This window comes from Pseudolabrys taiwanensis, assembly GCF_003367395.1.
Classification (GTDB): Bacteria; Pseudomonadota; Alphaproteobacteria; order Rhizobiales; family Xanthobacteraceae; genus Pseudolabrys; species Pseudolabrys taiwanensis.
This window is the reverse complement of record NZ_CP031417.1, coordinates 848,100-861,346: the sequence shown is the minus strand read 5'-3', so window position 1 is coordinate 861,346 and position 13,247 is coordinate 848,100. Positions and strand designations below refer to the sequence as shown.

Annotated in this window: 12 protein-coding genes; 9 read left to right on the top strand and 3 right to left on the bottom strand. The window is 65.9% G+C overall.

All coding sequences use genetic code 11. The annotated features are described in order from the left end of the window. Positions 1-17: 17 nt before the first annotated feature. The gene (gene dmeF / locus DW352_RS04125; protein WP_115688795.1) at positions 18-1,049 is read right to left on the bottom strand and encodes a CDF family Co(II)/Ni(II) efflux transporter DmeF; all 1,032 of its coding nucleotides are present in this window, start codon (positions 1,047-1,049) and stop codon (positions 18-20) included. Between the two features lie 159 nt (positions 1,050-1,208). On the opposite strand from dmeF, the gene DW352_RS04120 reads away from it, so the two are divergent. Continuing rightward, on the top strand, positions 1,209-1,787 hold the full coding sequence (locus DW352_RS04120) for a DoxX family protein (protein ID WP_245434316.1): 579 nt from the start codon (positions 1,209-1,211) through the stop codon (positions 1,785-1,787). A 36-nt stretch (positions 1,788-1,823) separates the two neighbouring features. Here the strand turns inward: DW352_RS04120 and DW352_RS04115 are convergent, their stop codons facing one another. Then, on the bottom strand, positions 1,824-2,900 hold the full coding sequence (locus tag DW352_RS04115; protein ID WP_115688792.1) for an NAD(P)H-dependent flavin oxidoreductase: 1,077 nt from the start codon (positions 2,898-2,900) through the stop codon (positions 1,824-1,826). Between the two features lie 190 nt (positions 2,901-3,090). Here DW352_RS04115 and DW352_RS04110 point away from each other — a divergent pair, with 190 nt between their 5' ends. Next, positions 3,091-3,492, top strand: coding sequence for a hypothetical protein (locus tag DW352_RS04110; protein WP_162826775.1), 402 nt, complete (start codon positions 3,091-3,093; stop codon positions 3,490-3,492). Between the two features lie 2 nt (positions 3,493-3,494). After that, the gene (ruvX, locus tag DW352_RS04105; RefSeq protein ID WP_115688788.1) at positions 3,495-3,959 is read left to right on the top strand and encodes a Holliday junction resolvase RuvX; all 465 of its coding nucleotides are present in this window, start codon (positions 3,495-3,497) and stop codon (positions 3,957-3,959) included. A gap of 67 nt (positions 3,960-4,026) precedes the next feature. Here the strand turns inward: ruvX and DW352_RS04100 are convergent, their stop codons facing one another. Beyond that, a complete protein-coding gene (locus DW352_RS04100) occupies positions 4,027-4,467 on the bottom strand; it encodes a hypothetical protein (protein ID WP_115688786.1) in 441 nt (146 codons plus the stop codon). Between the two features lie 240 nt (positions 4,468-4,707). On the opposite strand from DW352_RS04100, the gene DW352_RS04095 reads away from it, so the two are divergent. The 6 genes from DW352_RS04095 (at position 4,708) to topA (ending at position 13,148) form a co-directional block, all read left to right on the top strand. Then, entirely contained in the window at positions 4,708-5,661 is a 954-nt protein-coding gene (locus DW352_RS04095) for an aspartate carbamoyltransferase catalytic subunit (RefSeq protein ID WP_115688784.1), read from the top strand. A gap of 9 nt (positions 5,662-5,670) precedes the next feature. Further along, positions 5,671-6,972: a dihydroorotase gene (locus DW352_RS04090; RefSeq protein WP_115688782.1), complete on the top strand. Its 1,302-nt coding sequence runs from the start codon at positions 5,671-5,673 to the stop codon at positions 6,970-6,972. Continuing rightward, on the top strand, positions 6,969-7,553 hold the full coding sequence (gene plsY / locus DW352_RS04085) for a glycerol-3-phosphate 1-O-acyltransferase PlsY (RefSeq protein WP_115688780.1): 585 nt from the start codon (positions 6,969-6,971) through the stop codon (positions 7,551-7,553). Before DW352_RS04090 ends, plsY begins: the two co-directional genes overlap by 4 nt. A gap of 57 nt (positions 7,554-7,610) precedes the next feature. Further along, positions 7,611-8,747, top strand: a complete 1,137-nt coding sequence (dprA, locus tag DW352_RS04080) for a DNA-processing protein DprA (RefSeq protein WP_115694229.1) — start codon at positions 7,611-7,613, stop codon at positions 8,745-8,747. 27 nt (positions 8,748-8,774) lie between these two features. After that, complete coding sequence (locus tag DW352_RS04075; protein ID WP_115688778.1) at positions 8,775-9,950, top strand: lytic murein transglycosylase; 1,176 nt, start codon at positions 8,775-8,777, stop codon at positions 9,948-9,950. 465 nt (positions 9,951-10,415) lie between these two features. Further along, a complete protein-coding gene (gene topA / locus DW352_RS04065) occupies positions 10,416-13,148 on the top strand; it encodes a type I DNA topoisomerase (protein WP_115688777.1) in 2,733 nt (910 codons plus the stop codon). The last annotated feature ends 99 nt before the right edge of the window (positions 13,149-13,247 follow it).

The window sequence follows — 13,247 nt, the reverse complement described above, 5'->3', positions numbered from 1 at the left end:
GCCATCGCAATGCACCCTCAGGCCGCGGCCCGGTGGGGGTGTTCGCCCTCGCAAGCATGCACCTCGATGGTCACGTGCGACAGCCCCTCCACCCCGCTCAGCCGCTCTTTATAAGCAGCCGGCGGCTGCGGGCGGTCGGAGACGACCGACGCGATCAGGCCGGCATGGCCGGGCCCCAGCCGCCACAAATGCAGGTCGCTCACCCGGTCGCCGTCCAGCTCCAGGCGCCGGCGCACCGTGCCGGCGAGTCGCCGGTCGGGCACCATGTCGAGCAGCACGGCACCCGCGGCACGCAACAGCCCTGCGGACCAACTCAGGATCACCACGACCCCCACCAGCGCCATCAGCGGGTCCATCCACACCCAGCCGTTGAACCGGCCGGCCAGGAGCGCGGCGATGGCGAGCACGGAGGTCATGGCGTCGGCGAGCACATGCACGTAGGCCGCGCGCAGGTTGGTGTCGTGGTGACCGTGATGCGCGTGATGGTCATGATCGTGATGGTCTTCATGCGCATGATCGTGATCATGGTCATGGTCGTGGTCGTGGGTGTGTTGATGGCCATGGCCATGGCCGTGCCCATGATCGTGATGATGATCATCGGCCAGCAGCCACGCGCTTCCGAGGTTCACCATCAGACCGACCACCGCCAGCCAGGTTGCCTGCGCGAAATCGATCGGCACCGGCTCGCGCAGACGCATGATGGCCTCGTAGCCGATCGCGAGTGCGATCAACGCCAACACCACCGCGCTGGTGAAAGCGGCGAGTTCGCCGACCTTGCCCGTGCCGAACGTGAAGCGCGGATCGTGCGCATGACGCCGCGCGAAGCGGTAAGCGAAAGCGGCGATGGCGAGTGCCCCGGCATGGGTCGCCATGTGCCACCCATCCGCGACCACCGCCATCGACCCAAACATGCTGCCGCCGACGATCTCGGCGACCATCATGGCCGCTGTCAGCGCCACCACGAACCAGGTTCGCCGCTCGTGACGGTCGTGCTTGGCACCCAGGAAGACATGGCCGTGTTGCCAGGACTCGATCGTATGACTGTGCATGATCTGTGACCTTATCGGTGCGCGCATTCACATCTATCGGGCGCACATTAATCCGCTGGGATAATCGATCAACTGGGTTGGAGTTGATCATTCGCAAAGCGCTTTACCGCCCTCGCCGCTACATTAGTGACGTAATGCTCACAAGTAAGGCGAATGACGATGACCGATCTATTTCACAATCCCCGCGAGAAGATGATTCTGCCCTTCATGGGCGCGTTCTACGACAAGGTGGCACAGCCGCTCGCCTGGGCCGGCTTCCGCGTGATGATCGGCCTCGCCCTCGTCTACGAAGGTTGGCCGAAAATTCAGGCGCCGCTTGCCCAAGTGGCCTTCGTCGAAAATCTTCATTTCTATCCCGGCTGGCTCTGGTCGCCGCTGTTGGCGGTGATGCAGTTCGTCGGCGGCTTCGCCATCGCCGTCGGCCTGTTGACGCGGCCGATCGCGCTCGCCAACACGGTTATGCTTGCGATCACCTGGTGGTTCCACCACAGCCATCCCTACGGCGCGGCGATCCTGACGCCGGAAGGCCTCGCCTTCCTCAAGAGCGGCGGCCAGGCGAACTTCACCCCTGCTGGCATTGCCAAGGTCGCCGTTGACGGCGGCAGCGCTTTCCTCGTGCAAGTGCAGGAGAAGGCGGAAATGCTGTCGATCATCTGGACCGGCGGCGCCGGCCTCTATGCCGCCTTCGGCGGCGGCTCCTGGTCGGTCGACCGCTGCATGCTCAAGAAGGAATTCTGAACACTGTCCGCCGGCCGTCTCCGGACGGCCGGCACCTCACCGCGCGGCCATGCGCGCCATCAACGCTTGCGCTTCGCTCCACAATGTCCGCGTCAGGTCAGCCGCGGGCATTTCTCGCGCCAGCGCGGCGGCCTGCCCGGCCCACATCGACGAAAAGTCGCCTGAGCCTTGGGCCTGCGCCTTGGCATGCAGCGGCGCGAGCGCCCCGCCGGCGAGCGGGAATGCCGGTGAGAGGTCGCTGATTGGCCCCAGTTCGCGCATCACCCGGTTGATGAAACCGCGCGCCGGCCGTCCCGTCATTACATTGGTGACGGCGGTCTCCTCGGTCTTCGCCTTCAGCAAAGCGCGGTGCGGCGGCAGGATCTTCGACTCCGGACTCGGCAGATAGGCCGTGCCGATCTGCACGCCGTCGGCGCCCAATGCCAGGGCCGCGACGATCCCCCGCGCGTCGGTAATGCCGCCCGCGGCGATCACCGGCACCTTCACCGCATCGGCAACCTGCGGCACCAGCGCGAAAGTGCCGACCTGTGTCGCCAGATCGTCGGTAAGGAAGATGCCGCGATGGCCACCCGCTTCGTAGCCTTGTGCGATGATCGCATCGCAGCCGCGCTCCTCCAGCCAGCGCGCTTCGGCCACCGTCGTCGCGGAGGCAATGACCGTGCAACCGGCAGCCTTTCCCCGCTCGACCAGCGACGGCTCCGGCAGGCCGAAATGGAAGCTCACAACGCCGGGCTTCACCTCTTCGACCACCGCGCAGAACGCATCGTCGAACGGCGCGCGGTTGCTGGTCGGCACCGGCGCATTCGGATCGATGCCGTACGCGGCGTAATATGGTTTGAGCGCCTCACGCCAGGCGTGCTCACGCGCGTTGTTCGGCACCGGCGGCGTGTGCGCGAAGAAGTTCAAATTGATCGGCGCGTCGACCGCCGCGCGGAATGCCGCGACCTGCGCCCGCAACTGGTCGGCCGAGAGCATGGCCGCCGGCAGCGAGCCGAGCCCGCCGGCCTTGGCGACTTCGATTGCGAGCGCAACATCCATGGCGCCCGCCATCGGCGCGAGCAGGATGGGCAATTCGATATGAAACAGATCGGTCAAACGCCGCTTGACGCTCATCGCACGCCCTTCCCGGTCAGGAGCACCACCGCATTATAACGAGCACCGAAGATAGTGCGTTCGGCGGCCGGGGGGAATTCGTGAGCGCCGAACCGAGCGTTCGCCATCGGCAATGGCCGCCGCCCGCACGGCCCGCCGGGCGTGCTACAATGGAAACTGTCGGGAACGTATGCGGCAGGAGGATTGGACCATGCTTGGCCTGTTCAATTTGCCCGGCGCCGCCGGCAACTGGCAGGAGATCATGACGCGCTGGTGGTCGCCGAACATCTCGGTGAATTTCGCCGGCAATGCCGATGTCGAGCGCGCCGTCAACGAGGACGTCGCCAGCTACGGCACGCAGATCGGCTGGCTGAACGAGGTGGTGATGGCGCTCGCCACCACCATGCCGGTGGACGGCGACCCGAAAGCCAAAAGCGCGCTTGAAAAGATCAAGGAGGCGGACAAGAAGATCACGGAGATCATCAAGTGGCGCAAAGGCAATGCCATGACCAAGGCGCGTGAGGCCCTCGCGGAATTGCAGAAGACCGATGCCGACGGCTACCGCCGGCTCGTGCGGTCGCTCGAACACGAACCGGCACGGCCCGCCTCCTGATCATGGGAATTGGGCCGCTCATCGATCTCGCACCGGCACTGCCCGCGCGCGGCGCGCTGATCGGGCTGGACCTCGGCACCAAGACGATCGGCGTCGCCGTGAGCGATCCCGATCGCCGGCTGGCGACGGGGATCGAGACCATCGCGCGGAAGAATTTTACCACCGACGCGCAACGCGTTCTCTCGCTCGCCGCCGAGCGTAAGGTCGTGGGGTTCGTGCTCGGCCTGCCCATCAACATGGACGGCTCGGAAGGTCCGCGCGCGCAATCCACCCGCGCCTTCGCGCGCAATTTCGGCAAGCTCACGGCTTTGCCGATCATGTTCTGGGACGAGCGGCTATCGACCGCCGCGGTCGAGCGAGAATTGATTGCCGCCGATGTCAGCCGCGCCAAGCGAGCGGCCGTCATCGACGAACACGCCGCCATCTTCATTTTGCAGGGCGCGCTGGATCGCCTCGCGCGGCTGTAGGCCGCCTTAGCGCTGTCTCGTCCGCAAAAAAAGAGGGAGGCTTTCGCCTCCCTCTTGCCATCCGCGGTTAGCGGATCAGCGATTTGTTGGGTCGCGCCTGACCCAAGGCTGCGTCGGTGTCGGAGTTGCGCGACGCGCAAGAGCCGTAATAACCGTAGCCGCGGGAATCATCGGTGCTCACCCAGCAACGGCCGGGGCTCACGCGCGGCGCGTAGGCATACGAGTCGGTGGCATAATAGCCGCCGCGATAGGCCGGAGCGGCCTCATAGGCGTAGTCCTGGTCCTCGACATAGCCCGGCTGATAGGCGTAGCCGGAGTCATAGTAACCCGGCCCATTGTAGTAGCCGTTGTTGGCGCTCGCCGCAGCCGCACCAACCAGCGCGCCCGCGCCGAAACCGATCGCGGCCGCCGCGTTGCGGCCGTCCCGCGCCTGGCTCGGGCTCACCGCCGCCACCGCCATCGCGCCCGTCAAAGCGGCCGCAGCCGCGATTTTCAGAACCATCTTCATAAGCGTGCCTCCTCTGTCGCCTCATTCGAGGCCGATGTTTCCTGCCCGGCGCCGCCTGCGCCGGTACCAATGCCGCGTCAACCCAGAATCAACGCCGGTGGTTCCGGGGCGCCTAACGGCAATGATCACAATGACGTAGGGGAACAATTAGCCATCTTGCGCCCCGCGGCGCGGCGACTTGTGGATCGGGCGTCCCCGCCCTTGCCGCGTCCGGCCGCCGCGCCTATAGACATGGCTTTAATGAACAGCCCCGCGAAAACCTCATTCGTCCTCAGCCAGAAGCATTTGCTGGGGATCGAAGGGCTTACCGTCGAAGACATCACCGGTCTTCTCGACCTCGCCGAAGAATTCGTCATTCTCAATCGCCAGATCGAGAAGAAACGAACCACGCTGCGCGGCCGCACGCAGATCAATCTGTTCTTCGAGGTTTCGACCCGCACGCAATCGTCGTTCGAGCTGGCCGGCAAACGCCTCGGCGCCGATGTCATGAACATGTCCGCCTCGTCGTCGTCGATGCGCAAGGGCGAGACGCTGATGGATACCGCCGTCACGCTCAACGCCATGCATCCCGACCTGATCGTCGTGCGCCACCACGCCTCTGGCGCGGTCGCGCTGCTGGCGCGCAAGGTCGACTGCTCGGTGATCAATGCCGGTGACGGCGCGCACGAGCACCCGACGCAGGCGCTGCTCGACGCGCTCACCATCCGCCGCAACAAAGGCCGCATCGAAGGTCTCACCGTGGCGATTTGCGGCGACGTCCTGCATTCGCGGGTCGCCCGCTCCAACATCATCCTCTTGGGCGCCATGGGCGCGCGGGTGCGCGTGGTCGCGCCGTCGACCTTGCTGCCGCCCGGCATCGAGCGCATGGGCGTCGAGGTCGCGCGCGACATGCGCGAGGGTTTGAACGGCGCCGACATCGTCATGATGCTGCGCCTGCAGCGCGAGCGCATGAACGGCTCCTACGTGCCGTCGGTGTCGGAGTATTTCCACTATTTCGGCCTCGACGAGAAGAAGCTGTCCTACGCCAAGCCCGACGCGCTGGTGATGCATCCCGGACCGATGAACCGCGGCGTCGAGATCGACTCCATCGTCGCCGACGGCGCGCATTCCCTCATCCGCGAACAGGTCGAGATGGGCGTCGCCGTGCGCATGGCGGTGCTGGAAGCGCTCTCCCGCAATTTGCCGAACGCATGAAGTCGCAAGATGCTTTCTGACCGCCGCCCGATCCTGCTCGCCAATGCTCGCGTGGTCGATCCTTCGCGGGATTTCGACGGCATCGCCGACGTGCTGATGGCCGACGGCGTGATCCGCGAGGCCAAGAAAGGCATCGGCGCGGCCGGCGTGCCCGAAGGCACCGACGTCATCGATTGCCGCGGCAAGGTCGTGGCGCCGGGTCTCGTCGACATGCGCGCCTTTGTCGGCGAACCGGGCGCGGCGAGCCGCGAGTCTCTGGCCTCGGCAAGCCAAGCGGCTGCCGCCGGCGGCGTCACCACCATCATCTGCCAGCCCGACACCTCGCCGGTGATCGACAATCCGGCGACGGTCGATTACGTGCTGCGGCGTGCCCGCGACACGGCCATCGTGCACGTGCATCCGATGGCGGCCCTGACCAAGGGCCTCGAAGGCAAGGAGATGACCGAGATCGGCCTGCTCAAGGCGGCCGGCGCGGTCGCCTTCACCGACGGCGCGAGAAGCGTGACCAACGCACAGGTGATGCGCCGCGCGCTCACTTATGCCGGCGACTTCGATGCGCTCATCGTGCATCACACCGAGGATCCGGATCTCACCGGTGATGGCGTGATGAACGAAGGCGAGTTCGCCGCCCGCCTCGGCCTGCTCGGCGTCCCGAAAGCCGCCGAGACGATCATGCTCGAGCGCGACCTCCGCCTCGTCGGGCTCACGCGCGGGCGTTACCACGCCGCGTCCGTCACCTGCCCGGAGTCGCTGGAGGTGCTGCGCCGCGCCCGCGATGAGGGGCTCGCCGTCACCGCCTCAGCCTCGATCAATCACGTCACGCTCAACGAGAATGACATCGGGCCCTACCGCACCTTCCTGAAGGTCTCGCCGCCGCTCCGCGAGGAACCCGATCGCGTCGCGCTGGTGCAGGCGCTGCGCGCCGGTCTCATCGACGTCATCATGTCGGATCACAATCCGCAGGACGTCGAAACCAAGCGGCTGCCCTTCGCCGAAGCGGCGCCGGGCGCCATCGGGATCGAGACCATGCTGATCGCAGGCCTCCGGCTCGTGCACAGTGGCGAGATCGATCTGCCGACGCTGCTACGGGCGACTTCGACGCGGCCGGCCGAACTGCTCGGCCTGCCGGGCGGCAGCTTGCGCGCCGGCGCGCCCGCCGACGTGATCGTGATCGACCTGGATCAGCCCTGGGTCGTCAATCCGGACGAACTCAAGTCGAAGTGCAAGAACACGCCGTTCGACGAGGCGCGCATGCAGGGCCGCGTGGTGCGTACCATCGTCTCCGGCCGCACCGTCTACGAAGTCGTATGACGCTCCTTCTCGCCGCGCTGTTCGGATATTTGCTCGGATCGATTCCGTTCGGGCTCGTGATCACGCGCGCCGCCGGCGGCCCGGACGTGCGCACCATCGGCTCCGGCAATATCGGCGCCACCAATGTGCTGCGCACCGGCCGCAAAGGGCTTGCCGCCGCAACGCTCCTCTGCGACGCGCTCAAGGGCACCGCGGCGGTTCTGCTTGCAGGCTATTACGCCGGCCACGAAGCGGCGCTCGCCGCCGGTCTCGGCGCTTTCCTCGGCCATTTGTTTCCGGTGTGGCTCAAGTTCAAAGGCGGCAAAGGCGTTGCCACCTATATCGGCCTGCTGATCGGTCTTTATTGGCCGGCCGCTCTCATCTTCTGTGGTCTGTGGCTCGTCGTCGCCTTCATCGGCCGCTACTCGTCGCTGTCGGCGTTGATCGCCAGCGCACTCACGCCGTTGGCGCTCTATCTGCTCGGCCAGCCGACCACCGCGCTGCTGTTCCTCGTCCTCACGGTCCTGCTCTGGATCATGCACCGCGCCAACATCGCGCGCCTGCTCGCGGGCACCGAAGGCAAGATCGGCGCCAAGGGCTGAGCAACCGGGCCACAACCCGCTCTAAACTTCTGATTGTACCGCGCCGCGCCCTGGGCGATGCTGTCCTCGGGGTTGGGGGCGAGTGTGACCGAGCGTATTAGACTGACCGATGAGCAGCGGATCGACTGGCTGCGCCTGATCCGTTCCGACAATGTCGGGCCGCGCACCTTCCGCGAGTTGATCAATCATTTCGGCGGCGCGCGGCCCGCGCTCGACGCACTGCCCAGCCTCGCCCGCCGCGGCGGCGCCGCGGGCGCGCGCATCTGCACGCACGAAGATGCGGCGGCCGAACTGAAAGCCTCCCGTTCGCTCGGCATCGAGCTCGTCGCTTTGGGCGAGGCCGATTATCCGATGCGCCTGCAGACGATCGACGATGCCCCGCCTTTGCTCGCCGTGCGCGGACAGCGGGCCACGCTCGCACGGCCCTTGGTCGCCATTGTCGGTTCGCGCAATGCCTCGGCGGTCGGCATGAAGTTCGCCGCCAAACTGGCGCGCGACATCGGCGCGGCCGGCTACGGCATCGTCTCGGGCCTTGCGCGCGGCATCGATGCCGCCGCCCATCGCGCAAGCTTGGACACCGGCACGGTCGCCGTGCTGGCCGGTGGGCACGAGCGCATCTACCCCGCCGAGCATGTCGAACTGGCGCAGCAGATCCTGCCGCAAGGCGCGGCGGTGTCGGAGATGCCGCTCACCTGGGAGCCGCGCGCGCGCGACTTCCCGCGCCGCAACCGCCTGATCTCGGGCCTTGCCGTCGGCGTCGTCATCGTCGAGGCCGCGCGCCGTTCCGGCTCATTGATCACCGCGCGCATGGCCGGCGAACAAGGCCGCGAGGTCTTTGCCGTGCCGGGCTCGCCGCTCGATCCACGCTCGGAGGGCACCAACGGCCTGCTGAAGCAAGGCGCGATCCTCATCACCGAAGCCGCCGATGTGCTCTCGGTCATCGAGCCGATCCTCGGCCGCGGCTTCGATCTGCCGGCACAAGAACCGGAGCGCGAGCCACCGTTACATAATACCGAGCCGGGCGACGACGAGCGCAACCGCATCGTCGCTTTGCTCGGCCCGACGCCAACGACAATCGACGATCTCGTGCGGCTGTCGCGCGCCTCGCCCGCTATCGTGCGCATGGTGCTCCTGGAGTTGGAGCTGGCCGGGCGGCTCGAACGTCACGGCGGAAGCTTCGTCTCGCTGGTGTAAACTCGTCCAACGATTCGAGAGGCAACCATGCTCATGCGCTTTGCAGCGTTCTGCGTGCTGTTCCTCACGGCCGCGCCGGCCCTCGCGCAGGACAACTTCGACACCTTCGTGCGGCAGGCCTGGCCCGACGCGCAGGCAAAAGGCATCACGCGCGCGACCTTCGACACGGCGATGAAGGGCGTCACACCGGACCAACGGGTGATCGAGGCGACGCGCCGGCAACCCGAATACGGCAAGCCGGTCGGCGACTACGTCAACGGCGTCGCCTCCAAGAACCGCATCGCGCGCGGCCAGGCGAAAGAGCGCGAATGGCGCAAGACATTCGATGCGGTCGAACAGCGCTTCCGCGTCGAGCGATGGATATTGACGGCGTTGTGGGCCATCGAAAGCGATTACGGCGCGGCCAAGGACAAATGGGACATCTTCCGCTCCCTCGCGACGCTCGGTTACGTGAAATATCGCGACCCCTACTTCCGCAACGAACTGTTCGTGGCGATGAAGATCATGCAGGACAATAAGTTTCCGCGGGAGAAGATGCTGTCCTCGTGGGCCGGCGCCATCGGCCAGTCGCAATTCATGCCGTCGAACGTCGTCGACTACGCGATCGACTTCTCCGGCGACGGCAAAGTCGACCTTTGGGACAACGTGCCCGACGTGCTCGGCTCCACGGGCAACTACTTGCGCCAGGGCAACTGGGTTTATGGCCTGCCCTGGGGCTTCGAGGTCACGGTGCCGCGCAACTTCGACTACATGCTCAGCCGCGGCAGCTTCGCCGAATGGACGCAACGCGGCGTGCGCCGGGCCAACGGCCAGCCGTTCCCGTCGAGCGGCAGCGGCATCTTGTTCTTTCCGAGCGGCTACAAAGGTCCCGGCTTCATCGTCACCGAGAACTTCGATGTGCTGAAGGAGTACAATAACTCCGACGCCTATGCGATCGCGGTCGGCCATCTCGCCGATCGCATGCAAGGCGGCCCGCCGATCGCCGCGAAGTGGCCGACGGACGACCGGCCGCTGCCGCGCGACGCCCGCATCGCTTTACAGCGCAAGCTCGCCTCGCTCGGCTACAAGGTGAACGAATTCGAAGGTCACGTGGATTTCGATCTGCGCGACAACATCCGCGCCGAGCAAAAGAAGCTCGGCATGGTGCCGGACGGCAACCCGACGCCGCTGCTGCTGGAAAAACTCGGGGTGAAGGTTAACTGATCACGGACGGCCGTTCGGCCGGGACACGCTCTCGGCCTCGAGCCGGACCATTTCCAGGAGGTAGCCAACGGTATCGAGCCCATTGCGGCGCGCGAGGCTCGCTAGATCCGCAGACAGGGAGGCGACATAGCTGGCTACCGCCGACCGTCCTTCCAAGTCTTCCGGTTTTGATCTTTCAGCCATTTTCGTGCCGTTCCCGACCACCGCCGTGCCCGTCCCGGCACCAAATTACACGGTTGCATCGGGCTAGTAATCCTAAAAATCAACTTAATTAAAAAATACATCCATAGGTTGTATTCGGATATGCGACCGGCCCCTTTCCCGCCCGATTTGGCTGGTCTGAGGTGCGCGCGGCAGGGGCCCTGATTTGACACCCGGGGTCGCCTTCCCCATGTTCCCGGCGACACACGAAGCTCGATTCCGGCCCTTCGGTCATGAAGCGCCGAGCTAAACTGTTGGATTTTCATGAATATTGTCGTTGTCGAGTCGCCGGCCAAGGCGAAGACGATCAATAAGTACCTGGGACCCGGCTACGAGGTTCTGGCGTCGTTCGGCCACGTCCGCGACCTGCCGGCCAAGGATGGGTCGGTCGATCCCGAGCACGATTTCCGCATGCTCTGGGAAGTCGACGCCAAGTCCAACCAGCGCATCAACGACATCGCCCGCGCGCTCAAGGGCGCCGACAAGCTCATCCTCGCAACCGACCCTGATCGCGAAGGCGAGGCCATCTCCTGGCACGTGCTCGAGGTGCTGAAGGAAAAGAAGGCGCTCAAGAGCCAGCCGGTCGAGCGCGTCGTCTTCAACGCGATCACCAAGCAGTCGATCCTCGAGGCGATGAAGAACCCGCGCAAGATCGACACCGCGCTGGTCGACGCCTATCTCGCCCGCCGCGCCCTCGATTATCTCGTCGGCTTCACCCTCTCCCCGGTGCTGTGGCGCAAGCTGCCCGGCGCCCGCTCCGCCGGCCGCGTGCAGTCGGTGGCCTTACGCCTCGTCTGCGACCGCGAGCTCGAGATCGAGAAGTTCGTCGCCCGCGAATACTGGTCGATCGTCGCCAAGCTCGCGACGCCGCGCAACGAAGTGTTCGAAGCGCGCCTCGTCGGCGCCGACGGCAAGAAGATCACGCGCCTCGACATCGGTTCGGGCGCGGAGGCGGAAGCCTTCACCCGCGATCTCGAAAGCGCGCAGTTCAAGGTCGCCTCGGTCGAGGCCAAGCCGGCGCGGCGCAATCCGCCGCCGCCCTTCACCACCTCGACCATGCAGCAGGAAGCCTCGCGCAAGCTCGGCTTCTCGCCGGCGCACACGATGCGTCTCGCCCAGCGTCTCTATGAGGGCATCGACATCGGCGGCGAGACCGTCGGTCTCATTACTTATATGCGTACGGACGGCATCGACATGGCGCCGGAGGCGATCAGCGCCGTCCGCGGCATGATCGGCAAGCAGTACGGCAAGGACTACGTCCCCGACGCGCCGCGCCAGTACCAGAACAAGTCGAAGAACGCGCAGGAAGCGCACGAAGCCGTGCGCCCGACCGATCCCAATCGCCTGCCCGCCGAGGTCGCCAAATATGTCGACCGCGACCAGGCCCGCCTCTACGAGCTGATCTGGAATCGCGCGGTCGCCAGCCAGATGCAGTCGGCCGAACTCGAGCGCACCACCGTCGACATCGAGGCGAAGGTCGGCGCCCGCGTGCTCGAGCTGCGCGCCACGGGCCAGGTCGTCAAGTTCGACGGCTTCCTCACGCTCTACCAGGAAGGCATGGACGAGCCGAGCGACGACGACGAGTCGCGCCGCCTGCCCGCCATGAGCCAGAACGAACTGCTCGCCAAGCAGGCGATCAATTCGAGCCAGCACTTCACCGAGCCGCCGCCGCGCTATTCGGAGGCCGCGCTGGTCAAGCGCATGGAAGAACTCGGCATCGGCCGGCCGTCGACCTACGCCGCCATCCTGCAGGTGCTGCAGGACCGCGGTTATGTGCGCATCGACAAGAAGCGCCTGATGCCGGAAGACAAAGGCCGCGTCGTCGTCGGCTTCCTGGAAAGCTTCTTCCAGCGTTACGTCGAATACGACTTCACCGCCAATCTGGAAGAGCAGCTCGACCGCATCTCGAACAACGAGATCGACTGGAAGAAGGTGCTGCAGGACTTCTGGGTCGACTTCATCGGCGCGGTGAACGACATCAAGGAATTGCGCGTCACGCACGTGCTCGATGCGCTCAACGACCTTCTGGCGCCGCACATCTTCCCGCCGCGCGAGGATGGCCTCGACCCGCGCACCTGCCCGAACTGCGCCAACGGCAAGCTGTCGCTCAAGCTCGGCCGCTTCGGCGCCTTCATCGGCTGCTCGAACTATCCCGAGTGCAACTACACCCGGCAGATGTCGCAGGGTGCGCAAGGCGGCGTCTCCGGCACCAAGGTGCTGGGCGAAGATCCCGAGACGGGTCTCGAAGTCACGCTGCGCGGCGGCCGCTTCGGGCCTTACCTGCAGCTCGGCGAGGCCGCCAAGGAAAAGGATGCGCCGAAGCCCAAGCGCGCCGGCATTCCGAAGGGCGTGTCGCCGGACGACATCGACCTGGAAAAGGCGCTGGGTCTGTTGGCCCTGCCGCGCGACGTCGGTCCCCATCCGGAAGACGGCGAGATGATCATCGCCGGCATTGGCCGCTTCGGGCCATACGTGAAGCACGGCAAGACCTACGCCAATCTGGAAGACGGCGACGAGGTGATGAGCATCGGCCTCAACCGTGCTGTCACGCTGATCGCCGAGAAGAAGCTCAAGCCCGGCAAGGGCCGCCGCTTCGGCGCCGACCCGGGCAAGGAGCTCGGTCAGCATCCCGACAAGGGCGGACCGATCGTGCTCAAGAAGGGGCGCTATGGCCCCTATGTCAGCCATGACGGCGTCAACGCGACGCTGACCGGCGACGTCACGCCGGAGAACATCACGCTCGAACAGGCGGTGTCCCTGATCGACGCGCGCGCCGCGGCCGGCGGCGGCAAAGGCAAGGCAAAGAAGACGGCAAAGGCGAAAGCGCCCGCCAAGGCCAAGGCCAAGAAAGTGGCCGACGGCGAAGCCAAGCCCGACGCGGCGGCGTCAACCGCGCGCCGGCCGGTCGCCCGCACCACGACCGCCAAGGCTCCGGCCAAGGCTGCCGCGCCAAAGAAGGCCGCGGCCAAGGCGAAGAAGGCCAAGGCAGCGGATTAGCGGCCCTTGCTGCAAGCTCAGCGCCGTCACCTGGGGTGCCCGCCGAATGCAAGCTTCTCGGGGACGGTGGTGCCATAGGTGTCACCATCCCACCGGTTG

What these genes read in the sequence shown, in the direction of transcription:
- dmeF (WP_115688795.1), bottom strand. Translation starts at nt 1,049, where the DNA reads ATGCACAGTCATACGATCGAGTCCTGGCAACACGGCCATGTCTTCCTG.
- DW352_RS04120 (WP_245434316.1), top strand. Translation starts at nt 1,209, where the DNA reads ATGACCGATCTATTTCACAATCCCCGCGAGAAGATGATTCTGCCCTTC.
- DW352_RS04115 (WP_115688792.1), bottom strand. Translation starts at nt 2,900, where the DNA reads ATGAGCGTCAAGCGGCGTTTGACCGATCTGTTTCATATCGAATTGCCC.
- DW352_RS04110 (WP_162826775.1), top strand. Translation starts at nt 3,091, where the DNA reads ATGCTTGGCCTGTTCAATTTGCCCGGCGCCGCCGGCAACTGGCAGGAG.
- ruvX (WP_115688788.1), top strand. Translation starts at nt 3,495, where the DNA reads ATGGGAATTGGGCCGCTCATCGATCTCGCACCGGCACTGCCCGCGCGC.
- DW352_RS04100 (WP_115688786.1), bottom strand. Translation starts at nt 4,467, where the DNA reads ATGAAGATGGTTCTGAAAATCGCGGCTGCGGCCGCTTTGACGGGCGCG.
- DW352_RS04095 (WP_115688784.1), top strand. Translation starts at nt 4,708, where the DNA reads ATGAACAGCCCCGCGAAAACCTCATTCGTCCTCAGCCAGAAGCATTTG.
- DW352_RS04090 (WP_115688782.1), top strand. Translation starts at nt 5,671, where the DNA reads ATGCTTTCTGACCGCCGCCCGATCCTGCTCGCCAATGCTCGCGTGGTC.
- plsY (WP_115688780.1), top strand. Translation starts at nt 6,969, where the DNA reads ATGACGCTCCTTCTCGCCGCGCTGTTCGGATATTTGCTCGGATCGATT.
- dprA (WP_115694229.1), top strand. Translation starts at nt 7,611, where the DNA reads ATGCTGTCCTCGGGGTTGGGGGCGAGTGTGACCGAGCGTATTAGACTG.
- DW352_RS04075 (WP_115688778.1), top strand. Translation starts at nt 8,775, where the DNA reads ATGCTCATGCGCTTTGCAGCGTTCTGCGTGCTGTTCCTCACGGCCGCG.
- topA (WP_115688777.1), top strand. Translation starts at nt 10,416, where the DNA reads ATGAATATTGTCGTTGTCGAGTCGCCGGCCAAGGCGAAGACGATCAAT.